The organism is Clostridium oceanicum (assembly GCF_039521385.1).
GTDB classification, from domain to species: Bacteria; Bacillota; Clostridia; order Clostridiales; family Clostridiaceae; genus Clostridium_F; species Clostridium_F oceanicum.
Window position 1 is genome coordinate 363,510 of record NZ_BAAACG010000006.1, and the last position, 25,282, is coordinate 388,791.

The following is a 25,282-nucleotide window of genomic DNA, read 5'->3' on the forward strand; positions in this document are numbered from 1 at the left end:
TATGAGTTTAATCAAATTATCTAGAAAAGATAGGATATTATTTGATTTGATAGATAGGCAAGGTTATATAAGTTCAGGTGCGTTATCAAAGAAATATGGCGTGTCTGAAAGAACTATTAGAAGTGAAATAAAAGTTATAAAAGAATATTTAAGTAAAAGAGAATTAACTTTAAAAAATATAAATAACAAAGGATATTTGATATGTAAAGATAAAAGAATTGATATAGAAAAAATAGAAGCTATAAAAAAGAAGCTGTTATCAAATAAAAATGATTCTATACCTAATACTTCTAAAGATAGGGTTGTATACATATTAAGAAGATTTCTTCTTTCTAATGATTATATAAAAATAAGTGATTTGGTGTCAGAACTATATGTAAGTAAAACTACAATTTCAGCAGATATAAGATTAGTTAAAGAAAAGCTAAAAGAATTTGACTTAAATATGAAAAACAAATCACATCATGGATTAAAAGTTATAGGAAAAGAAGAAAATGTTAGGCGGTGTATATTAAAATATAGCTTAGATTCAAGTGAAAATAGTATTTATAAAAAAACTTTTAAACTTGAAAACAATGCTCTTAAAGATATAGACATAAATAAAATAGAGAGAATAATAAAAGAAGAAGTAAAAAGAGTCAATTTTCAAATCTATGATATATTTTTAAATAACTTAATAATTCACATAGCTATTACTATTAGAAGAATAATAGATAACTGTTATGTTCAATGTGATATAAACGTGGAAAATAAAAATTTAGATAAAGATATTTTGCTTTCAAATAATATAATAACCAGGTTAAGTGATGAATTTAATATTGATTTTCCTGAAAGTGAGAAAAAATATATATTAGTTCATATAGCAGGTAAAAAAATTACTAACATAGTAGAATCAGAAGATATTTTTTCAGATGCTACTTATATACTTACAAATAGATTATTAGGTTTAGCAACTCAAGTATATCATTATGATTTTATTTCTGATCATATATTAAGAAAAGATTTATATGTGCATTTAAAAGCAGCTCAAAATAGAATGAAATTAAAAGTTAAACTTAGAAATCCTATGATAAAAGAAATAAAGAAGAGTTATCCTTTAGCATTTGAAATAGCTATATATATGTGTAGCGATAAAGATTCTGGATTAAATAATTTATCAGAAGATGAAATTGGATATATAGCACTTCATTTTGCAGCAGCAATAGAAAGATCTAAAGGAAGAATTATTAGTGGAAAAAATAAAAAAGTCCTTATTACATGTGCATCTGGAATAGGTACTGTTAGATTACTAGAAGTGAAGCTAAAAAATGAGTTTAAAGATTATATAGATATATATACTGCAAATGCAAATTTAGATTTGAAATATATTGATAGTACTAGATATGATCTTATTTTAACAACAGTACCTATCAATTTTGATAAAGATAATGTACTTTATGTTAATGCAATACCAAGCAAAAGAGAAATAGAGAAAATAAGAAGAATTTTATTTAAAAAAGAAAAGCCAAAATCTTATGATATGAGGCACATTTTTAATAAAGACTTGTTTTTAGTTAAAGAAAGAGTAACTAGTAAAAAAGTTTTAATAAAAGAAATGTGTAATAAATTAGTAAAAGAAGGATATACAGGAGAAGATTTTTATAAAAAGGTAATTGAAAGAGAGGAAGTTGTAGGAACAATTGTTGGAGATTTATTAGCTATCCCACATCCTATAAGGTCATGTGCTAAGAAAAGTACAATCTCTACTTGTATATTAAAAGAACCAGTTAAATGGAAGAAAGATAGAGAAGTTCAAGTAGTATTTTTATTAGCTATAAAGTATAAGGAAGCAAAATCCTTTGATAAAATATATGATTTAATTGTAAATATTGTAGAAGATATAGAAAATATAAATAATTTAATAGAATGCAATGATTATGATACATTTATCAAAGAAATTGAAACAATAAAGTATAAAGAAAAATAAGTTTTATTATATAAGGAGATATTGATATGTTAAATGAAAATACTATATTTACACTAATACTTCATAGTGGGGATGCCAGAAGTAAATCTATGAATGGTATAAAATTAGCTCGTCAAGCAAATTTTGATGAAGCATTAGAATTAATAAATGAAGCAGGAAAGGATTTGAATAAAGCTCATCAAATCCAAAGTGAGTTAATTAATAATGAAATTAATGGGAATAAAACGGAAATTTCCTTGTTAATGGTACATGCTCAAGATCATTTAATGACTTCAATGGTAGTTAGGGATTTAGCTAAAGAAATGATACTAATGAAGAAAGAAGATAGTTGTAAATCAGTTTAAAAACTAAAATGTGATTTCTTTTAAAGGAGGAAGTATATGAAGATAGCTATTGGCAATGATCATGTTGGATATGAGTTGAAGTGTGAAATTGTAAAATACTTAAAAGAAAATAATTATGAAGTAACAGATGTAGGTCATTATGATTCAAATAGAACTGATTATCCTTTATATGCTAAGATGGTTTCAGACTTAGTGGTTAAAGGTGAGGTAGATAGAGGAATACTTATATGTGGTACAGGAGTAGGAATATCTATAGCAGCTAATAAAGTTAAAGGTATAAGAGCTGTTTGTTGTAGTGAACCTTATTCAGCTAAATTATCTAAAGAGCATAATAATACTAATGTGTTAGCCTTTGGAGCTAGAGTTATTGGTGTAGAATTAGCTAAAATGATAACAGATTCTTGGCTAAATGCTGAATATGAAGGTGGACGGCATGGTAAAAGAATCGATATGATAAAAGACATAGAAAATTCACAATTTAAGTAGTGTTTTTTATAAAAATGATTCATTTAAATGTACAAGTAAAATACATGAGAAATCAAGCCATAATAAATGATGGTTTGGTTTCTTATGTATTTTAGTACCTTATTTATAAAGCTTAACTAATTATAGTATATGAAATTTAATTAAGTACTAATTTAACATATTTTATATTATCCTTTGTAATTCTAGTTTGATATGAGTCTAATAATGAATATAGGTAGATTATAAAGAATATATTAAAGAGTAAATAAAATTAAATATATACACTATACATAATTTTTAATTTAATTTTAATTATTTTAAAAAAATATTGACAATAGCTAATTAATAATATATCTTAAATTATACTATTAGTTATCTTAAGGGGATTTCAAATAAATAACTAGCTAGTATGATGATGTTCTTGTAAGTTACTACTTTATTAAAAATTACTAAATATTTACTAATTTTTAAGTTCATATTTATTTTTTTATGTGCCCTGTAGCATTAATTTATAAAAAAAGGTGGTTATATATATGCTTAAAAATCAAAATAGAACTCCTTTATTTGATGCTTTAAAAAGTTATGATGAAAGACAAGTTATTCCTTTTGACGTACCCGGTCATAAACATGGAAAAGGTCTTAAGGAATTTACTGAATATGTAGGAAATAAAGTTATGGAGATAGATGTAAATTCAATGAAACCTCTTGATAATGTAAGTAATCCTATAAGTGTTATAAAAGAATCAGAAAAACTTATGGCAGAAGCTTATCTTTGCGATGATGCTTTCTTTTTAGTCAATGGTACTACAAGTGGAGTACAGGCTATGATTATGAGCGTATGTAGTCCTGGAGATAAAATAATAATTCCAAGAAATGCTCATAAATCAGTTACTAATGCACTAATTTTAAGTGGAGCGGTGCCCGTTTATATACAACCTAAGACAGATTCAAGACTTGGAATAGCAATGGGAGTATCTAAAGAGAGTATAGAAAAAGCAATAGAAGAAAATCCAGATGTTAAATCAGTGTTTCTTATAAATCCAACTTATTATGGAGCTACTTCAGATATAGAATCTATAATAGAGCTTTCTCATAGAAAGGGTATATCTGTTTTAGTAGATGAGGCCCATGGAGCCCATTTCGCCTTTCATAAAGATTTTCCCAAAGATGCAATGAGTCTTGGGGCGGATATGGCTGCTGTAAGTCTTCATAAAACAGGAGGATCTTTAACTCAAAGCTCTGTGCTTTTGTTAAATGAGGGTTTTATAGATAAAAATACTGTAAGGACATTTATAAATCTAACTCAAACAACAAGTGCTTCATATTTACTTATGTCAAGCCTTGATGTTACAAGAAAGATGTTAGCTACAAAAGGAGAAGATATATTTACTTATATTTTAAATATTACAAGAAAGGCTAGAGATGAAATAAATAATATTAAAGGTTTATATTGTTTTGGAAAAGAGCTTGTAGGAAAAGAAGGAGTATATAATTTTGATGAAACAAAGCTTGGAGTTAATGTAGCAGGACTTGGAATTACAGGTTTTAAAGCCTATGACATTTTAAGAGATGAATACAATATTCAAGTAGAACTTGGAGATGTTTTTAATATACTTTCTATAGTAAGTGTTGGAGATAGTGAAAAATCCTTAAATGCTTTAGTTGATGCTTTAAAAGATATGAGTAAAAAATATTATAAAGGTGAAGAAATGAAATTTAAAGGGGTAGTACTTAAAAACCCGGAAGTTATAGTATCACCTAGAAATGCTTTTTATTCTAGAAAAAAACTAATAAAGTTAAATGAGGCAGAAGGAGAAATAAGCGGAGAATCTATTATGGCATATCCACCAGGAATTCCGATAGTTACTCCAGGAGAAAGAATAACCAGGGAAATGATTGACTATGTAAAGTTTTTAAAAACTCAGCATAGTATGTTAACAGATACAGAAGATCCATATGTTCATAACATTAAAGTTTTAGGTGTATAAGATATATCTTATGGAATACATGGTTTTGTTCTTACTTAAGAAAATTATAATTTTTCTAGTGAATTTATTATGTTGAAAGTAAGAGGATTCAATAAGTGAGAAGGCTGTGTAAATGTATCATTAAAATCAAGTAATAAAGGAGAAGACTAGGGATGAAGATAGAACAATTAGGAAGACATATTTTGGTAGAGTTTTATAATTGTGATAAAAAAATTCTAAATAATAATGACTTAATTGAAAAATATATGAATGAAGCTGCAATAAAATCAAATGCAACTATAGTTCAAAGTTGTTTTCACACCTTTAATCCTTGGGGAGTAAGTGGAGCTGTTATAATACAAGAGTCACATTTAACAATTCATACATGGCCAGAATATGGATATGCATCTGTTGATTTATTTACTTGTGGCGATAGTGTAGATCCCTGGATAGCTTTTGAATACTTAGAAAAAAATTTAAAAGCTGAAAGAAGCGAATCAACAGAAGTTGCAAGAGGAATTGTAGATAAGATAAAGAGTTTTTCAAAGGGAGAATATAAAGAAGTGAAGTTTAAGCCAGATGTTTAAGAAAAATATTTTGAACATTTGGAATTTTATCTAAATAATGACATAATATAAGAACGTGGATTAATTAGGAGGGACCAAAATGGAATTATGGTATACAGAGAACCATACAGATAACGTAAGATTTTCAATGAAAGTAAAAAAACAACTTTATTCTCACAAAAGTCCGTTTCAACAAATAGATATTTTTGAAACAGAAGAGTTTGGTAAATTACTTACTATAGATGGACTTGTTATGATAACGGAAAAGGATGAATTTATATATCATGATATGATAGTACATGTTCCAATGGCAACTAATATGGATATAAAAAATGTTTTAGTAATTGGAGCTGGAGACGGTGGAACTGTACGAGAACTTACAAGATATAAAACTATTGAAAAAATAGATATGGTTGAAATAGATGAGCTAGTAGTTAAAGCATGCAAGAAATATATTCCACAAACAGCTTCTAAACTTGATGATAAAAGGGTCAACCTATATTTTGAAGATGGAATTAAGTTTGTAGAGGGAAAAGAGAATATGTATGATTTAATAATAGTAGATTCTACAGATCCCATAGGTCCAGGAGAAGGGTTATTTACAAATGAATTTTATAATAACTGTTTTAAAGCTTTAACGGAAAAAGGAATATTAGTAAATCAAAATGAAAGTCCTTACTATGATAGAGATGCAAAGGAAATGATAAGGGCACATAAAAAAATAAAGAATATTTTTCCAATATGTGAAGCTTATCAATATAACATACCAACTTATCCATCAGGACATTGGTTATTTGGATTTGCATCAAAGAAGTTACATCCTGTAAAAGATTTAGATAAAGATAAATGGAATAGTCTTGGATTAAAGACTAAATATTATAATACTGATATTCATGTTGGATCATTTATGCTGCCAACTTATGTTAAGGATATGTTTAAAAATGGGATTAAGTAAAAATGTATCAACTTTTATAGGATTTGATAATGAATATGATGAATCTAACATAGTTGTTTTTGGAAGCCCTTTTGATGGTACAACTTCCTTTAGACCAGGAACAAGGTTTGCTTCAAGTGTAATGAGAGGAGAGTCTTATGGACTTGAAACATATAGCCCCTATTTAGATATGGATTTAGAAGATAAAGCTATATTTGATGCTGGAGATTTAGAACTTCCTTTTGGAAATACGGAAAAAGTTTTAAGAAAGATAAATAAATTTTCTAAAAAAATATTAAAAGATAAAAAGATTCCTCTTATGATTGGGGGGGAGCATTTAGTAAGCCTTCCTCAAGTGGAAGCTGTATATGAAAAATATAAGGATATATATGTAATACATTTTGATGCTCATACTGATTTAAGAGATGAATATATGGGAGAGACTTTATCTCATGCATCAGTTATGAGAAGAATATGGGATTTTGTTGGAGATAACAGAATATATCAATTTGGAATAAGATCAGGAGAAAAATTTGAATTTAACTGGGCAAAAGAACATACTTATTTAAATAAATTTAACTTTAATGGACTTAAAGAGGCAGTAGAAAAAATTAAAGATAAGCCAGTGTATATAACCATTGATTTAGATGTTTTAGATCCATCTGTTTTTCCAGGAACAGGTACACCAGAGCCTGGAGGAGTATTTTTTAATGATATTATGGATGCTATAAAAACTATGAAAGGTTTAAATATTGTAGGAGCAGATATAGTAGAGCTTTCTCCTCATTATGATCAATCTGGTGTATCAAATGCTGTTGCATGCAAAGTACTAAGAGAGCTTTCACTTATAATTTAATATTTTTATTTTACAAATAAAAAATAAATGTGAAATTTTCTTAAAGTAGGTAGTTTTGTATATATAATTGGAAATATTTTCTATATAAATAAGAGTATCTTTTTAAGTTAATTAAATTAATAAAAAAATAAACCTTATATAATAGTTGTATTTTAAATTTATTATATAAGGTTTTTATTTCTGATAAGACTATAAACTTTTTAGTAGTTTTATTAAGCACGTTTAAATAAATAACTAGTCAGTATACTAGTTATTTATTTTCATATTTCTTAGATTAAAAATAAGTTGATTTTATTACCCTTTTATAATCTATGTATTAAGTTTTCTTGTAAAAATTTTTCGGGCAAACAATTTTCTACTTCATCTTTAGGAATATTTCTAAAAATATCAAAAATAAAATCATCTAAATGTTTATTGCACATCTTTTTCATTAACTTTAATGCATCTTCATAGAGCTTAGGAGAATTATAAGGCCTTTTTGTTACTAAAGCTGAATATACATCTGCAACACATATTATTTTAGATTCTAAAGGGATATCTCCATCTTTTATCTTAAAATAACCATTACCATCTACTCTTTCATGATGGTATAGTATCCATTTAGATATAGGTTTTAATCCATCTATAGAGTCCACTATATTTTTAGAATTCAGAGGATGCATTTTTATTATTTTCATTTCTTCATCAGTTAATGCTCCAGGTTTATTAAGTATATCTTTAGGAACTCCAAGTTTTCCTATATCATGGAGAAGTCCAGCGTAAAATATAAAGTCTTTTTTAGAGTTATTGTAAAGATAATTTGGCAAATTATTATATATTAATAAGGATAAGTTTGCTACATGCTCTGAATGACTTTTTGTATAATGATCTCTTGTGTCAATAGCATTTGCAAGAGCTTTTATTGTTTGCAGGTAAGTTTTATTAATTGTTGTTAAAAGAATTTTTTTTATATTAATACCAATAAAAACAAATATAGATCCTAAAAGAAATATAACAGATATAGAAGTTACATTTGAATGTAAATCATATAGAGATTTAATAGACATAAAAAGATGTCCAATAATAAATAGAACTATCATTGCAACGTGTAATTTATAGTAAAAAAGAGATTTTTTTTCATTATTATTTAAAGAGATAATTATTAAATTATAAAGTGGAAGACTTTTTATTAAATTTAGAATCATAATTACAGTGCTAAGTGAAAATAAAATAAAATCTATAGTAAAAACAGTATTCAAGAAATAACCCTCCTTAGGTATATGAAAATAAATAATAAATGAAAAATGTCTGTTTTATTCTGTTAAATAAATAACTTTACATTTTTTATTAGTATAAACTTACAAAAATAAATATTTTTTAGTGAAGTAAGTAGTTGTTTTATAGAGTTATATAAAGTGCCCTTAGTATATTATATCGAATAATGACGAAATTAATATAGAATATATGATTATAATTTTGAAAATTGAATATTTTTTATTATTTTATTTAAAAATTAATAAAAAATATGTGAAATATTTAAAGTATAAGAAATTTATCAACTTTAAATTAAAAGTGAAAATACTTTCAAAATAATTTTATAATTATGAAATTATTTTGAAAAATTAAGAAAGTACTTTCTATATGTAGTAGTAATATTGAAAATAAAAACATAAGCTAATATAATGTTTACATACACAAGATGTAAAGGATGTGATGAGTTGATAAATTTAAAAAATAGGTTAGTAGTATCTTGTCAGGCTCTAAAAGAAGAGCCCCTACATTCATCATTTATAATGGGAAGAATGGCATTAGCAGCAAAAGAAGGTGGGGCTGGAGGAATTAGGGCAAACACAAAAGAGGACATACTAGAGATTAAGAAAAATGTGGATTTGCCTATAATTGGTATAGTCAAGGCGGAATATAAAGACAGTGAAGTTTACATTACGCCAACAATTAAAGAAATTGAAGATTTAGTAGAAGCAAAAGCAGATATAATAGCTATTGATGCTACTGATAGACTAAGACCTAATGGTGTAACATTAGATGAATTTTTTAAAAAAATTAAAGAAAAATATCCAGAATTAGTTTTAATGGCAGATTGCTCAACTTACGAAGAAGCACTACATGCCGATGAATTAGGATTTGATTTTATAGGAACTACACTTGTTGGATATACTGAAAAAAGTAAAGGATTTAAAATACATGAAAATGACTTTGAACTTATAAGAAATATATTATCTAAAGTCAAAAGTCCTGTAATAGCTGAAGGAAATATAAATACGCCAGAAAAAGCTAGACGTGTTTTAGAATTAGGGTGTTACAGTGTTGTAGTAGGATCAATAATAACTAGACCTCAACTTATTACAAAAGGATTTACAAAAGAAATAAATAAAATAGGAGTTGAAAACTAATGATGGAGAAAATTGAAAAATTATTTCTACCCCTAGCAAATAGGTTATCTTCTAACAGATATTTATCTGCTATAAGAGATGGATATATGTCTATTTTATCAATACTTATTGCAGGATCTTTTTTTATACTAATAAATAATGTTATTATAGGTGAAAATGGATTAACCAATAAATTGTTTGGCCAACCTTTTAAAGGAGCAACTGAACTTGGAAATGCTATTATACCAGCTACTATGTCAATTATGGCAATACTTCTTACTTTTACAATATCAAAAGCACTTTGTGAACATTACAAAGAAGACACATCAATAATCCCATCTATTGCTATAGTAGTACTTTTTATATTAATGCCTATAAAATTTGATAAAGGATTAGGTATAGAATATATAAATACTTTCTACACTGGTGCAGCAGCAATGTTTATGGCTTTTATAGCTTCTATCGCAACAGTTGAAATAATAAGAGGACTTTCAAAAATAAAGGCAATAACTATCAAAATGCCAGAAAGTGTCCCACCTTCAATTGCAAAATCTTTTAATAAATTAATACCAATTTTAATTACACTAATAATATTCGGAATTATCAGATTAATAACAAATACTTCAGGAGCAGCTCTTAATGATGTAATATTTAAAGTTATACAAAAACCATTCACAGGTCTTGTTACATCAAACGTTGGTCTTGTAATAATTTACATAATATATATGTTAGTATGGGGTCTTGGAATACATTCAGCATTTATTTTCGGGGCAATACTTGAGCCAATATACCTAGCTGCTATTACAGAGAATATGAATGCAGTTCAAGCAGGCTCTGCTATGCATTCTATAATAACAAAACCTTTTGTTGATTCTGTTGCCTTTATGGGAGGAGCAGGAAATATGTTAGCTCTAATCATAGCAATATTTATAGTATCTAAAAGACAAGATCAAAGGGCTATATGTAAAGTTGGTATAACTCCATCATTATTTAATATATCAGAGCCTATAATGTTTGGACTTCCAGTAGTTATGAATCCAATTTTAATTATACCAATGATTTTAAGTACATTGATGGGACTAGGTGTAGGGATTTTTGCTACAACAATAGGATTTATGCAGCATACCTATGTTTTAATTCCATGGACTACACCGCCCATATTAAGTGCATTTTTCGCAACCGGCGGAGATTTTAAGGCAGCAATTGTGGCAGCTGTTATACTTGTGATTTCTGTATTTATATATATGCCATTTGTAGCAATAACTAATAAACAAAGGAATGAAATTAATGGATAAAGTTTTATGTTTTGACTTAGACGGTACACTTATTAATGGAAAAAATGAAATAATAGGTGGAGAGGATACTTTAAAAGGACTTAAAAATCTTCAAGATAGAGGATATGAGTTAGTAATAACTACAGGTAGATTAGAGCATGATATATATCATATAAATAAAAAACATCATTTAAATATAAATGTTGCAGTTTCTCAAAATGGTGCAGTTGTAAACAAAAATAAAGAACTATCTGCAAAACTTTTAGATAAAAAGGAAGCTATAAATATATATAAGTATCTAAAAACTAAAGATTTAAGAGTTGAATTAAATACTGTAAGCAACAGATACTGGCATGATGATAGAGATCCTGATTTTCCTAAAGAATATTATGATTCATCTAATATAAAAGAAGATTTTAGTGACATAATTAAGTATCAACCTACAATATTGTTTTTGGTAATAGGAGAAAAAGAAAAAATTAAAGAAGTTCAAGATTTTATTAATTCTAATTACAATAAAGTTGAAGCAGTTAGAACTTCAGAAGGTTCTCTTGAAATATTAGCTAAAGGTGTTTCTAAAGGAACTATAGTAAAAAAATTGTTTCCAGATAAAGAGATAATATCTATTGGAGATTCTGAAAATGATTTTTCATTATTTGAGTTATCAAATAGATCTTATTATGTGGGACAAGGAGACTGTAGTAAAGCTAGTTATAATTTTAATACAATAGATAAAGCTATAAAACATATAATTAAGGAGGACAAGAATGAATAATAATGAACAAGTATCTTTTAATATAATATCAAATGTTGGTTATGCAAAGTCTTTATATATGGAAATACTAAATAAATGCGAAGAAAAAGACTTTGATCCTATAAAAGATATGTTTGATGAAGCAGATAAATATTTGCTTTTAGGTCATAAATCCCATGCTGATTTAATTCAAAAAGAAGCTAGTGGGGAAAATACAGAGTTTTCTTTACTTTTAATGCATGCAGAAGATCAATTAATGAATGCTGAAACTATAAAACTTATGACTCAAAAATTTTATAATTTGTATAAAAAGGAGAGATAGTTATGAAAAAAATACTATTAGTTTGTAATGCAGGAATGTCAACTTCTGTTTTAGTTGAAAAAATGAAAAAAGTTGCTATAGAAAAAGAAATTGAATGTAAAATATGGGCTCTTTCAAGTGTAGAAGCTAAAAGTGTTAATGAAGATGAGGTTGATGTAGTTTTAGTTGGACCGCAATTAAAATTTGCTATTAATCAAGTTAAAGAAACATTCCCCCAAAAACCTGTTGCTGTGATTGATATGAGAATATATGGAATGGTTGATGGAGCAGGTGCTTTAAATCAAGCACTTGAACTTATAAAGTAATGAAAGTTTTATTTGTTCCATTAGATGAGAGACCTTGTAATCATAAATTTCCTCAATTAATAAATGATATCCGTGATGATGTAGAATTAGTGGTACCATCATTAGATTTACTAGGATATAAAAAAAAGGCAACAGATGTAGAAAACCTATGGAAATTTGTTTTTGAAAATGCATCAAAATGTGACTATGCTATTTTATCTATAGATACATTAGTATATGGTGGGTTAATACCTTCAAGAATTCATAATTTGAGTTTTGAAAAAGCAAAAAGCTATCTTGAAAATATAAAAGAATTAAAGAAAATAAATCCTAACATAAAAATTTATGCTTTTAATTGTATAATGCGTTCTCCTCAATATAACTCTTCTGAGGAAGAACCGGATTATTATGAAGATTATGGATATAATTTATTTAAAAGGGCTTATTTGATTGATAAAAAAGAAAGAAACAAACTTACAAAAGATGAAAAAAAGGAACTTAAATCTATAAAAATTCCAAAAGAGATTCTAAAAGATTATGAAAATAGAAGAAATTTTAATTTGGATATAAATATAGAAGTAACTAAGTTAGTTAAAGAGGGAGTAATCGACTTTTTAACAATTCCTCAAGATGATTCTAGTGAATATGGATATACTGCTATTGCTCAAAGAAAAGTTATTAAATTTATTGAAGATAACAAATTAGAATTTAATATTAATGTATATCCAGGAGCAGATGAAGTTGGATGTTCTCTTATGGCTAGAGCGTTAAATGATTATTTAGATAGAACTTTGAAAATATATCCTTTTTATGCATCAACATTAGGTCCTACTATTGTTCCATTATATGAAGATCGTCCTATGAACGAAAGCTTAAAATATCATGTTAGAGTTTGTAAAGCTGAAATTGTAAATAGTGAAGATGAAGCGGATATAATTTTAGCTATAAACTGTCCAGGTAAAGATATGCAAGAATCTTTTGATCAGTTAAATAGATTAGATTTAACTTATAGTTCTCATAGAAATTTACAAGACTTTGTATATAAAATAAAAAAATATATAGATAAGGGTAAAAAGGTTATAGTTTGTGATTCTGCATTTTCTAATGGTGGTGATTTAAAACTAATAGACTTTATGGATAGACTCTCAATATTAGATAGAATAGTAGCTTATGCAGGATGGAACACTAATTGTAATACATTAGGAACTACCTTAGCTACAGGAATATATGGATTTGATCATGCTAAAAACAATATAAATATAACTAAAAATATTGTGTATAGAATTGTTGAGGATGTTTTATATCAATCTGTAGTTAGACAAAATGTAATAGAAGGCTTTTTAAAAGACAATGGACTTTCCATATATGATTTTAAAGATAAAGGAAAAGAAGTTGAAAGAGAAATTAAGGATATGCTTAGGGAAGAATACAATAAACTTCAAATATCTAAACTTCATGATATTGATATTAAAAGAGTATATATGCCATGGAAAAGAATGTTTGAGGTAGGATTAGAAATTTCAATAGATAAAAAATAATTGAAGATATAAATCTATTTGTTATTATATTATTAAGGTATATAAAGTTAAATAATAAGTCTAATATGGAATATGTATTTTGTGATATACAATGACTTGGATACTTATGAAGGTTATGTATGAGTAGGTTCTAAGAGAAAAGTATATTGCAAAAGAAACTACTATATTGACTAGTTATTTATATGATGTGCTATATAATTACAAATAGATTTTTAATTATAAAAGGAGAAAATATGAAACATTATGATATAAGTGTAATTTCCCTTTTAGAATCTGTTTATAGTAATTTTACTGATTCTGAAAAGAAGATTGCAGATTATTTTATTTATAATAGAGATAAGAAAGATTTTTCAGCTACAAAAGTTACTAAAGAACTTTTTGTATCTAATGCAACATTAACAAGATTCTCTAAAAAATGTGGGTTTAAAGGGTATAGAGAATTTATTTTTGAGTATCAAAAATCCCTTGTAGAAAACTATACAAAATCTAATAACTTAACTCAAAAAATTTTTAATACCTATGACAGTATTTTAAAAAAAGGATATTCTCTTATAAATGATAATCAAATTATAGATATATGCAATCTAATAATTAAAAGCAAAAAAGTATATGTATATGGAATAGGAAGTTCAGGGGTTGTAGCTAGAGAATTTAAAATAAGATTTATGAGACTTGGGCTTAATGTAGAGTACATAGTAGATGAGCACATTATGAAAATGAATGAAGCAATATTAGATGAAAATAGTTTAGTTATAGGAATAACTCTTAGTGCAAAGAAAGGTATAGTTAGAGAATCTCTTAAAGTTGCAAAAGATAAAAAAGCTAAAACTGTTATAATTACATCAAATAATGATTATAAACTTCATGAATTTTGTGATGAAGTTTTGCTAGTAGCTGTTGCTAAAAATCTTGAGAGAGGGAATATCATTTCACCACAGTTTCCAATACTTTTAGCGGTAGATGTTTTATATGCTCAATTTTTAAATCTTGACTACAAAACCAAAACAGAAATATTAATGAATACAGTATCTAAAGTAAAAAGAGAAGAAGAAGAAATTGAAAAGAGATACGAACCCTAGAGAAAAATATACTATAGAACTTAAAACCAATAAATAACGTTTTTAAAAATAATTACTATAAGTAATTAAATTTTAAAGGCGTTTTTTATTATTAAGTATCTAATAAATTTTTTAGTAAATTTATTAGGTTAAAAGTAAGAGGATTTAATTTAAAGTATAATTTATATGGAAATATATTTATAAGTAAATTTAAAATGGGTTAAATGGAGTAAGATATATTGTTTACAAATATTTTACTTAATAATATGGAAAATTTAACTTAAAATTGTTACAATATAATTAATTTTCACTTAATTAATAAATGAATATATTTTTATTCATTTATGGAAAAATTTATAATAATAAGATGTTAAAAAATATAACTTATTTATTAACTTAAATAAAATGTTTTTATGTTTTCAATGGTATTAAATGTTAATATCTCTTATATAGTTAATATACTATTGATTGTATAAACATGGATTTAATTTTGATAATCAAAATATTATAAAATAATAACTAATTTTACATTAACCAAAGTAAATTTCTGTTTTAACTTAATATAACTTGTTTTGTTAGTTGTTTTTTATATTGAAAATGCTCAATTTAAATTTACTTGTTTTTTAGATTTAAAATGTCTTGTAGTATTTTCAAATGAAAATTTAACTGGCAAAACAGGTTAATATATAAACAATAAATTTTTATGATAGGAGGGAATACATAAAAAATTATTTACAAAAGATTATTAGTACACTTTGTATAAAAGGGGGATAAAAAGTGGAAAACTTTATAGAAGAAATGGAACTACAAGAATTAGATAAATTTGATGTATCAAATATGGAAGACATACCTCAGGAGATTTTTGAAGATAAGAATATTAATGATCTTTTAAAAGATTTTGTGGAAAATGCAAAAATTCAGTATGATATAGATCCTGTAACAATAGAGGAAGTAAATCAACTTAGTTTTAAACTTCAAGTAGGATTTTATGGAGCATATGCAACCATAGCAAATGGCCTTTATACAATAGGAGCCAGATTTAAAAGTGATACATCATCAGGAGTAAATACAATAGAACATAGAGATATAAAATCTATAGTTGATAAGTTTATATCACAACCGGGAAGTTTTATTATACTTTCAAATACAATTTATAAAGCTATTAATGAAGCTTTAAACGGTGATAGTGATGATTTAGGAAGAGTTGCAGTAGGATTAGTTAAAGATGGAGTTTCTTGCATATTTAACATAGGAAAATTTGTAGATGGTATTATTACAGCCAAATATGATTTAAGTCTTGATGGATCTACTTGGCTTGAAAGACTTAAAACCTATTATACTACCGTAGGGGATATAAATGCTTATCAGCCTCATTATGCCTATGATTTAGAAAAAAATACTCTAACTAGATATACTAGAGATTTAAAAGGAGCTAGCGAAATACCTACTAATGATTCAGATGATATAGTTATAAAAAATTTATCACCTTTAAATGATTCTGACACAGAAGTTATAGAGACCTTAAGACCTATAATACATGGGTCAAATCCATCATCAGAAATAGCAGGAATTGATAATGATGTTGTTTTAACATCCCATAAACCAATAGATCCAGATATGCCAACACCTAATACAAATCCAGGGAACTTTAAACCAATAGTAAATGGTGGAGATGTAACATCTGAAGTTGCTGGAATTGATGATAACATAAGACTACTTTCATATAAACCAATAGGTTCAGGAGCAGATAGTGTTCCTATGCCTCAAAATTCATATCTAAAAAATGTAAGTCCAGTATTAAAAGGAATTTTTACTTATGGTGGATTAGGTCTTGATTTTTTAGGAGCCGGATTATCAGTATATGATTTTATAAAAGCAGCTGATGATGGAGAGATTAAACAAGAACATGTCCATTATTTAGCTTCTAGCATAATGGGACTTGGATCTAGTATAATGTCCCTTGCAAGAGGACTTTCAATGACATCAACTGTTATGGGAATAGTATCAGCTATGGCTAGTATAGCTTATAATATAGCTGCAATTAACCCGGATGATCCATTATCAACAGTAGATGCTATAACTAATAGTTTTGGATTAGGTTCAATAGCAAGTTCTGCAGTAGCATCTAAAGAATATAGTGATGCTGCAGATGCTACAAATAGTAATACAGAAAAAAGAATATATGAAACTTTAGCTTATATAAAAAAATTAGACGCCATTCCTATAGCAAACTGGTTTTCAACTATATACACTAATGTAGAATTAGATGATATAAAAGATGAAATACTTAGTGAATTTGGTGGTGTAGATACAGATGCAACAACGGAAGAAAAACAAAGAGCTCTTAGTAATGCTTTAAGACAAATAATAAATGAGAAATACCATGAACCTTTAGAAGGGTATTCTAACGAACTATTAGAAAAAACAAATGCAGATGTAGTCCAGATTGCAACTCTTGCTACCTCAGACGATACTGCATTAGGCCAATTGTTTAAAGATGCTGAAATTCCAGGAGAAAAACTCTATAGCACAGTTTATGAAATAAAAGATGGTCAAGGTGGAGATCAAACACATCAATTGTATGATAATAACTATATTTTAGATCAACAAAGCAATAGAACAGTAGTTGCAACAGAAGTAGGATCATCTATAAACTTAGGTTTATTTGGACTTGATTATGTAAATAATAGGATATTAGTTGTAGATTATCGTAATGAAGAATTAAGAAAGCTCTATGATAGGTTAAGACAAAAAGGTACTCCAGGAGAAATACGTACAAATGATGAAGCTGCACTTCACTCTGCTGAATATGAGAGCAATGAAGGCTCTGCAAGAGTAGATTTAAATATCCAAGCTACAGATTTTTATAAGGGAATGGATAGTAAAATTTATGCACCTTTAAATGATGTAATGAAAACCAAGGTTACCTTTGGATCAGGAAATGATAATTTGAAATTTAGTAAGATTGAAAGGGTATCAGGAGATTCTTCAAGATTAGTTAGTACTATAGCTCATGGTGGAGAAGGATATGATTCTGTTTCATTAGAAGATATACCTGAAACTTCTAACAAAGTTTATGAGTTTAAATATTTTGCAGAAAGTAATGTATTAAAATCTATAATAACACCAGAAAATCCAACAGATATAATATTAGATGATTTTGAAAACATATTTTTACCAGGAGAAAATGCTATAAATAAAGTAAGTTTACATGGAACTAATAGCTATTATAGAAAGACTAATCTTATTACAATAAATGGAGAGAGTGCTTCAAGAAACGAAATAGATTTTAGAGGTCTTACAGGAATGGGTCTAAGATTTATAGGTACACATAAAGGTAATCTAGTTAATGGTACAGAGGAAAATGATGAACTTTATGCAACATTAACACAAGATGATGATGTATCTTATGGAACTTCAACTTTACATGGTTTTGGAGGAGCTGACAAAATAATAGGAAGTAAAGGCGCAGATTTTCTCTATGGAGATGATGGAGATGATGTTATTCACGGTAATATGGGAGCTGATACTGTAGAAGGTGGGAAAGGCGACGATAGAATATACTATTATGAAGGTATGGCAAAAGTTGATGGAGGAGAAGGTAATGATATATTAAATTTAAGTGAGCTTAAAGAAGCTGTACAATTAACTTCCACATTAAAAGATGCAATAAACTTTGATGCTACTGGATTTGAAGGTGTAGTTGGAACAAAATTTAATGATACATTGCATGCTTTTTGTAATGCTAACTCTACATTAGTAGGGGGAATGGGTAATGATACCATTGTTGACAATGATCATGAAGGATATTTAATGGGAAGCGAAGGTAATGATACAATAGATGGAAATGGTGGAGATGATACTATACTAGGTGGTATAGGTTCAGATACTATACATGGTGGTACAGGAAATGATAAAATTTTTGCAGGACTATATTCATTATATAAAAATGATATATATGGAGAAAACACTGTATACGGAGAAGAAGGAGAAGATACTATATATGGAGATAGCGGAGTAGACAACATATATGGTGGATCGGAAAATGATTATCTAAATGGAAGAGTAGGAAACGATCTTTTAAAAGGAGGAGAAGGAGAGGACGTTTTAGAAGATTTATCCGGATCAAATAGATTATATGGAGAAGCAGGAGATGACACTATAAGGGTTGCATCAAATAATGAAATAATAGATGGTGGAGAAGGCATAGATAAAGTAGATTACTCTAAAGTTTCTGAGGAAGATGGAGGTATAACATTAAATTTACTTGAAGATAAGGTTACTTTGAAAAATGTAGAAAACAGAGTAATAAATATTGAAAATGCTATAGGTACAAATTCTAGTGATACTATAACAGGAAATAATGAAAGAAATAACCTAGAAGGTAGAGCAGGAAATGATAAAATCTACGGAAGAGGTGGAAATGACTTTATACTAGGAGAAACTGGAGATGATACTTTATATGGTGAAGAAGGCAGTGATACTTTATCCGGTGGCAGTGGCATAGATATTCTTCATGGAGGAAATGGAGACGACAGATTAAAAGGTGATAGCGGAAATGATACTTTATATGGTGGAGCTGGAATAGATACACTTATTGGTGGTATAGGATCAGATACTCTTTACGGAGGAGAGGGAAGAGATTCTTTTGTATTAACTAGAAACTTTGAACAAGATACAATAAAAGATTATTCTTCAGATGATAGAATAGTATTTGATATAACAACAGGAATTTCATCACTAGAAGATATTACTTTCCAAAAACAAGAGGATTCTTTAATTTTAAAACAAAGTACTTCTAATAGAGTAGTTGTAGAAAATTATTTTAATACTGAAAATAATGATTTAAATATTAATATAGGTGATACAGCTGTTAATCAAAATGATATTAATGAAAAAATAAACTCTCTAACAGGCGGAATACCAGCGGATGCTATATTAGGAGATGATACATCTAATGTCCTTCATGGTAATGGTGAAGACAATGTTATCTATGGATTTAAGGATGTTGATGTTTTATATGGCGAAAGTGGAAATGATGAAATCTATGGCGGCGAAGGAAGAGACTCCATTTATGGTGGTGACGGAAATGATTATATATATGGAGAAACTGGCAGAGATGGGTTGCAAGGTCAAAATGGAGATGACCATATATTTGGTGGAGAAGGCGATGATACATTAGAAGGTAATAGTGGAAATGATACTCTATATGGTGGTTTAGGAGATGATCAATTAAGAGGCGATGAAGGTATAGATACCTTTGTATTTGGTAAAGATTTTGGTAATGATACAATCTATGCTACTTATAAAGGTCTTGAAACTCAAGATATATTAGTATTTGAAGAGGAAAGCGGAGTATCTTCTATTAATGATTTACAATTTACAAAAAGAATGGAATGGAATGTATTTAACACTGCACAGCATCAATCATTAATTATAAGTACTGGAAATAATTCTATAAAAATAAAAGAATGGGATGTTTCAGGATACAATTCATTGAATATGCAAATAGGTGGAGAAAACATAACTGCTAATATAAACAGTTTAGTATCTTAAAATAAAAAATATATAAATATATTTATGTAAAAATAAATTTGTCTAGTTAGTGTAAAGTGAAAATTTAAAATAAAAAAAACAACTGGTTTATGAAAAGTTCCCTGATTAGGTAGGGGTTACTATTTATAATATCAGTTGTTTTTTATTATCAGGGAAATAATAAATTTTTCTATTAAATTTGTTATGTTAAAAATAAGTAGATTCAATTAATAAAAGAATTATATAAGATTGTACCATGAAAAATTATGATTTCTTAGTAAAGGAAATAACTTTTCTAATAATATGTGATTTTGCTTTTTTATTTTTTAAAAGTAATATTTTTAGTTCCATTTTAATAAATATATAGTCATCTTAGAAATTTCTATATTTATTTAAATAGTAATATTTTTAGAAAAAATTAAATATATATATACTTCTCTTACAAATTTGTATTTTTATTTAGAAGAATTTAAATATAGCTAAGTATAAAAATTAATATAGTAATAAACATAAAGGTAATTTAATATAGATTATTTTTAAAAGGGGGATAAAAAATGTCAAGTAAATATGATGCTGTGATAATTGGGGCAAGTCTTGGTGGATTATCTGCAGCTCTACAGCTTGGTATGAAAGGTAAAAAAGCTCTTATATTAGAGCAACATAATTTACAAGGTGGACTTGCCACAAGTTTTGTTAGAGGAAGATTTGAATTTGAGGCAACTCTTCATGAACTTCAAAGTGTTGGAACAGAGAATAACCCTAGAAAAATAAGAAAGTTTTTAGATGAAGCAGGAGTAAAAGTTCATTGGATACAGGTTCCAGAAGCTTATAAACTTGTATATAAAAAAGAAAATATAAATGTTGTTATGCCCTATGGAATCCATAAAATGATTCAAACCGTTGAAAGGGAAGTTCCAGGAAGTAAAGAAAAAATGACAGCACTTATGAAGACTTGTAAAGAGATATTAGATAGTATGAACTATTTTGGAGATATAGGTGGAGCAGATAAATTAAGTAAATTAGAACTTTTAAAAAAACATAGTACCTTTGTAAAAACAGCAGGGTATACTGCAAAAGAAGTAATTGATACCTTTAATTTGCCTAAAAAAGCTATTGATTTAATAACTCCTTATTGGATATATGTAGGAGTTCCTCTTTCTAGGTTATCTTTTACGGTATGGGCATATTTAATGGCAGATTATTTTGAAGGAGGAGCAGTAGTTTGTGCTCATAATTCTCATGCTTTAAGTCTTTCAATGGAAAAAAGAGCGGAAGAGATGGAAAGCACAGTAGAACTTAAAACTAGAGCTCATAAAATACTAGTTGAAAATGGAAAAGTAAAAGGAGTTCGTACAGATAAAGGTGATGAAATAAAGTGTAATCATGTTATATGTGCATCCTACCCAAATAATGTTTATAGAAATATGATAGAACCTATAGAAGAAGTACCTAGAGAAGCTATAAAACTTACTAATGCAAGAAGAATTGGGGTATCAGCTTTTACTGTGTATTTAGCACTAGATTTACCACCGGATAAATTAAATATTGATTCTTATAGTTATTTTGTAGCAGATACTATGGATACAGATAAGATTTGGGAAAATTATAAAACTATTGAACCGCCAAATTATATAACAACTATAGTTCTTAATAAGGCAAATCCAAAATGTTTTCCAGAAGGTACAACAGAAATGAGTATTACTGCACTTCCAAAAGCAGATGGATGGATGAATATTAAAAAAGAAGATTATATGGATGTTAAAAGAAATTATGCTAAGGCAATGATAGATAAAATGAGTGAAGTTTTAGATGTTGATTTATATGAGCATATTGAAGAAATAGAAATAGCAACACCAGAAACTATAGCAAGATATACTGGCTCTTATAATGGTTCTGTATATGGATATGAGCATGTAATATGGGATTCATTAGTAGCTAGAATCTCTAAGGAAAGAGAAGAAAGATATATAAAAGGTCTTGAATTTATAGGAGCTCATGCATCTATTGGCAATGGTTATGCTCCTAATATTACCTCAGGGAGAAAAGCAGCTTTAGAAGTTTTAAAAGACATAAAAAAAGGAGGTGAATAATAGATGAAAGTTAAAGGCTTTTTTCATGATATAAAAGGAACAGATAGAATATTAAAAATAAGGCATGAAAATATAGAAAGAAGTAATGCTGAAAAAATAAAAGCTGATCCTATAAGAAGATTAGCAAAAGAGTTACATCCAGATAAGATGCTTTTAGAGATAGTTAAAATAGAAGAACTTAAATGGGATGCTAAAACCTTTAGATTTCATGTAAGTAAAAGTTCAAAAGTTAAATTTATACCACCATTTCAGGGGGGGCAATATATAAGTTTTAAATTTAAAATAGGTAAATCCTATACAACAAGGCCCTATTCTATATCTTCTGCACCTTTTGAAGCGGGAGATTTAAATGAAGATAAACCTTTTGTAGAGGTTACTATAAAGAAAAAAGAAAAGGGATTTATAAGTGAGTATATTTGGGAGAATTGGAAAGTAGGCAGTGAAATTGAAGCAACTATGCCTTTAGGAGAGTTTTATTATGAACCCTTAAGAGATTACGATACTATTGTTGCAATTGCAGGGGGATCTGGAATCACGCCATTTCATTCTATGGCAAGAGAAATTGTTTATGGAAAATTAAATGCAAAAATGAAACTTTTCTATGGTAGTAGACTTGAAAAAGATATTTTATTTAAAGAAGAGTTTGAAAATCTTCAAGAAAAATCAGATGGAAAGCTTCAAGTTATAAATGTTTTAAGTGATGAAGATTCTACATTTGAAGGTGAGTCTGGTTTTATAACTTCAGATATAATTAAAAAATATTCTGATATAGAAAAAAGTAGCTTCTTTATTTGTGGACCTCAAGTGATGTACAAATTCCTTTCAAAGGAACTTTTAGATTTAAATCTTAAAAGAAAGCAAGTAAGAAGAGAGGTTTTTGGAGAAACCCATGATGTGTATTCTTTTGTAGATTTTAAAGAAGAGGCAAAGGGTAAAACCTTTAATATAAAAGTCCATATAGGTGAAAAAACTATTGATTTAAAAGGATATTCTGGTGAAAGTGTACTTACAGCCTTAGAAAAAGAAGGAATTAGACATGATTCTCATTGTAGATCTGGACAGTGCGGATTTTGTAGATCCCGTCTTTTAAGAGGCGATGTATATGTAGTTTCAGAAAATGACGGAAGACGTGAGGCAGATAAAATTGAAGGATATTTTCATCCATGTTCATCATATCCCTTATCGGATATAGAAATAAAGATACCACAATACTAAAATTTTAGGGGGATTTAATTATGAAAAATTTTAATGAGAGAATTTGTGTAGTAGGTGGAGGACCATCAGGGGTAGCAGCTGCATGGTTTTTACAAGAAAAAGGATATAAAGATGTTACAGTACTTGAAAGGTTAGATAGATTAGGAGGAAAATGCAATTCTCCAGAATATAGAGAGAAAAATTTTGAAATGGGAGCTATAATGGGAGTTCCAAATTATCATGTAACTAAAGAACTTATGAAGGTTGCAGGAGTTGAAGCTGATGGACCAAAACTTGATAGAAAATTCTATGATGCAAACACTGGAGAAGAAATGGCTGGTATAAGTAAAGAAGAAATGCCAGCTTTAAAAGAGCAAATGAAAAAGATGGGTGAACTTTTAGCTACAAAATATAAAGGATATACCAAACCAGGTCATGCCAATATACATCCAGATTTAAAAGAAACTTTTTATGATTTTTGTATGAAAAATGAAATTCCACTTTGTATGAAAGTTTGGATTAATCCTTATACTGCATATGGCTATGGATATTTTAATTTAGTACCAGCAACTTATGTGCTTCAATATCTTGATTTTGAAACAATGGATCATTTTCTAAAAAAAGAACTTTTAACATGGAAAAATGGAACTCAAGATATATGGGAAAAACTTGCGTTAAAACTTAATAGACATCCTAGAATGTGCACAAAAATAGATAAAGTAGTTAGAAAAGATAATAAAGTATATGTATATACAAATATAGGCAAAGAAGAGTATGATAAAATAATTTTCACTTCACCACTTCAAGATTTACATCTTTATGCAGATGTTACAGAAGATGAAGAAAAATTATTTAGCAAAATAAAATATGAAGATTATAAAGTTTTAGCAGCAACTGTTGAAAATTATCCTGAAATATCAGGTTATATGCCTCAAAATATGATAGAATCAAGAGCTGGACATATAATGGTTTATTATGATAGATGGGTAGACTGTAAAGATCAAATAATAACTTCTTATGTTCTTGGGAATCCTCAAGAAAAGGTATTTGAAGAAGATTGCAAAAATTTAATAGTAGAAGATATGGAAACTAGAGGAATTAAAATTAAAGATATAGTAATGTTTAAATCTTGGAGATACTTCCCACATGTAAACTGTGATGAATTAAAACATGGTTGGTATGAGAAAGTTGAAGGAATGCAAGGAAACTTAGGAACATATTATGGAGGAGAAGTAATGAACTTTGGTGATATTGAAGAATGTGTTTCCTATTCTAAAGACCTTGTAAATAGATTTTTCTAGAAATATTAAAATAAATAACTAAAAGACGTTTTTAAAGACAACTATTAATAGTATTAAATAGTGTTAGTTTTTAAAAACGTCTTTAAATTGTGTGTTTTTTAATCGTAGTTTTTAAATTCTAAGTTTTTTATTTTTTTCAATGGTAGTTTTTTAAATTTATCATTTTCAAAATATATGTTTTATTTTTTAAAGAAATTTATATGGTTTATTAGTAATAATATTTAAAAAAGTTTAATAGTAATAATAGGATGAGATTAGTTTTAGGAAAATATTTAACTTTCTATAAATGTTAGGCACATTAAAATAAATAACTAGTCAGTATGCTAGTTTGTTTTGTGAACTACTTCTTCCTTGGAACCTACTAATAGCACAACTATTAGCAAAGCCCAAGTCATTGTATTTCACAAAATATCCGTTCCATCTTTGAAGTGTTATTTATTTTCATATGCCTTAGTAAAAATATAA

The 25,282-nt window shown here is 27.6% G+C and carries 19 protein-coding genes; 18 read left to right on the forward strand and 1 reads right to left on the reverse strand.

The features are described from left to right. Position 1: 1 nt before the first annotated feature. From ABDZ71_RS05230 to speB, 7 genes are all read left to right on the forward strand, one after another. Positions 2 to 1,966, forward strand: coding sequence for a BglG family transcription antiterminator (locus ABDZ71_RS05230; protein WP_343759533.1), 1,965 nt, complete (start codon positions 2 to 4; stop codon positions 1,964 to 1,966). Positions 1,967 to 1,992: 26 nt separating this feature from the next. Continuing rightward, positions 1,993 to 2,310: a PTS lactose/cellobiose transporter subunit IIA gene (locus ABDZ71_RS05235; RefSeq protein WP_343759534.1), complete on the forward strand. Its 318-nt coding sequence runs from the start codon at positions 1,993 to 1,995 to the stop codon at positions 2,308 to 2,310. A 36-nt stretch (positions 2,311 to 2,346) separates the two neighbouring features. After that, on the forward strand, positions 2,347 to 2,796 hold the full coding sequence (gene rpiB, locus ABDZ71_RS05240) for a ribose 5-phosphate isomerase B (protein WP_343759538.1): 450 nt from the start codon (positions 2,347 to 2,349) through the stop codon (positions 2,794 to 2,796). A gap of 512 nt (positions 2,797 to 3,308) precedes the next feature. Continuing rightward, positions 3,309 to 4,763 carry an aminotransferase class I/II-fold pyridoxal phosphate-dependent enzyme gene (locus tag ABDZ71_RS05245; RefSeq protein WP_343759540.1) on the forward strand — a complete coding sequence of 485 codons (1,455 nt, stop codon included), beginning with the start codon at positions 3,309 to 3,311 and terminating at the stop codon, positions 4,761 to 4,763. 158 nt (positions 4,764 to 4,921) lie between these two features. Then, on the forward strand, positions 4,922 to 5,329 hold the full coding sequence (gene speD / locus ABDZ71_RS05250) for an adenosylmethionine decarboxylase (RefSeq protein ID WP_343759952.1): 408 nt from the start codon (positions 4,922 to 4,924) through the stop codon (positions 5,327 to 5,329). A 79-nt stretch (positions 5,330 to 5,408) separates the two neighbouring features. Further along, on the forward strand, positions 5,409 to 6,263 hold the full coding sequence (gene speE / locus ABDZ71_RS05255) for a polyamine aminopropyltransferase (protein ID WP_343759543.1): 855 nt from the start codon (positions 5,409 to 5,411) through the stop codon (positions 6,261 to 6,263). Next, positions 6,250 to 7,098 carry an agmatinase gene (gene speB / locus ABDZ71_RS05260; protein WP_343759545.1) on the forward strand — a complete coding sequence of 283 codons (849 nt, stop codon included), beginning with the start codon at positions 6,250 to 6,252 and terminating at the stop codon, positions 7,096 to 7,098. Before speE ends, speB begins: the two co-directional genes overlap by 14 nt. A 302-nt stretch (positions 7,099 to 7,400) precedes the next feature. On the opposite strand, the gene ABDZ71_RS05265 is transcribed toward speB, so the two are convergent. Then, on the reverse strand, positions 7,401 to 8,336 hold the full coding sequence (locus ABDZ71_RS05265) for an HD-GYP domain-containing protein (protein ID WP_343759547.1): 936 nt from the start codon (positions 8,334 to 8,336) through the stop codon (positions 7,401 to 7,403). Positions 8,337 to 8,759: 423 nt separating this feature from the next. Here ABDZ71_RS05265 and ABDZ71_RS05270 point away from each other — a divergent pair, with 423 nt between their 5' ends. The 11 genes from ABDZ71_RS05270 (at position 8,760) to ABDZ71_RS05320 (ending at position 24,817) form a co-directional block, all read left to right on the forward strand. Further along, positions 8,760 to 9,488: an N-acetylmannosamine-6-phosphate 2-epimerase gene (locus tag ABDZ71_RS05270; RefSeq protein WP_343759549.1), complete on the forward strand. Its 729-nt coding sequence runs from the start codon at positions 8,760 to 8,762 to the stop codon at positions 9,486 to 9,488. Then, a complete protein-coding gene (locus tag ABDZ71_RS05275) occupies positions 9,488 to 10,762 on the forward strand; it encodes a PTS sugar transporter subunit IIC (RefSeq protein WP_343759551.1) in 1,275 nt (424 codons plus the stop codon). The genes ABDZ71_RS05270 and ABDZ71_RS05275 overlap by 1 nt, the downstream gene beginning before the upstream one ends. Beyond that, on the forward strand, positions 10,755 to 11,516 hold the full coding sequence (locus ABDZ71_RS05280) for an HAD-IIB family hydrolase (RefSeq protein ID WP_343759553.1): 762 nt from the start codon (positions 10,755 to 10,757) through the stop codon (positions 11,514 to 11,516). The genes ABDZ71_RS05275 and ABDZ71_RS05280 overlap by 8 nt, the downstream gene beginning before the upstream one ends. After that, the gene (locus ABDZ71_RS05285; RefSeq protein ID WP_343759555.1) at positions 11,509 to 11,817 is read left to right on the forward strand and encodes a PTS sugar transporter subunit IIA; all 309 of its coding nucleotides are present in this window, start codon (positions 11,509 to 11,511) and stop codon (positions 11,815 to 11,817) included. Before ABDZ71_RS05280 ends, ABDZ71_RS05285 begins: the two co-directional genes overlap by 8 nt. A gap of 2 nt (positions 11,818 to 11,819) precedes the next feature. Continuing rightward, positions 11,820 to 12,122, forward strand: coding sequence for a PTS sugar transporter subunit IIB (locus tag ABDZ71_RS05290; protein ID WP_343759557.1), 303 nt, complete (start codon positions 11,820 to 11,822; stop codon positions 12,120 to 12,122). Continuing rightward, positions 12,122 to 13,639: a DUF4127 family protein gene (locus ABDZ71_RS05295; protein WP_343759558.1), complete on the forward strand. Its 1,518-nt coding sequence runs from the start codon at positions 12,122 to 12,124 to the stop codon at positions 13,637 to 13,639. Before ABDZ71_RS05290 ends, ABDZ71_RS05295 begins: the two co-directional genes overlap by 1 nt. 233 nt (positions 13,640 to 13,872) lie before the next feature. Next, entirely contained in the window at positions 13,873 to 14,718 is an 846-nt protein-coding gene (locus ABDZ71_RS05300; protein ID WP_343759560.1) for a MurR/RpiR family transcriptional regulator, read from the forward strand. Between the two features lie 756 nt (positions 14,719 to 15,474). Further along, positions 15,475 to 20,253 carry a calcium-binding protein gene (locus tag ABDZ71_RS05305; protein ID WP_343759562.1) on the forward strand — a complete coding sequence of 1,593 codons (4,779 nt, stop codon included), beginning with the start codon at positions 15,475 to 15,477 and terminating at the stop codon, positions 20,251 to 20,253. Positions 20,254 to 20,786: 533 nt separating this feature from the next. After that, positions 20,787 to 22,322 (forward strand): phytoene desaturase family protein, encoded by a 1,536-nt coding sequence (locus tag ABDZ71_RS05310; protein WP_343759564.1) that lies wholly within the window; start codon positions 20,787 to 20,789, stop codon positions 22,320 to 22,322. Between the two features lie 3 nt (positions 22,323 to 22,325). Beyond that, a complete protein-coding gene (locus tag ABDZ71_RS05315) occupies positions 22,326 to 23,537 on the forward strand; it encodes a flavin reductase family protein (RefSeq protein ID WP_343759565.1) in 1,212 nt (403 codons plus the stop codon). Positions 23,538 to 23,557: 20 nt separating this feature from the next. Beyond that, positions 23,558 to 24,817 carry an FAD-dependent oxidoreductase gene (locus tag ABDZ71_RS05320; protein WP_343759567.1) on the forward strand — a complete coding sequence of 420 codons (1,260 nt, stop codon included), beginning with the start codon at positions 23,558 to 23,560 and terminating at the stop codon, positions 24,815 to 24,817. Positions 24,818 to 25,282 lie beyond the last annotated feature (465 nt).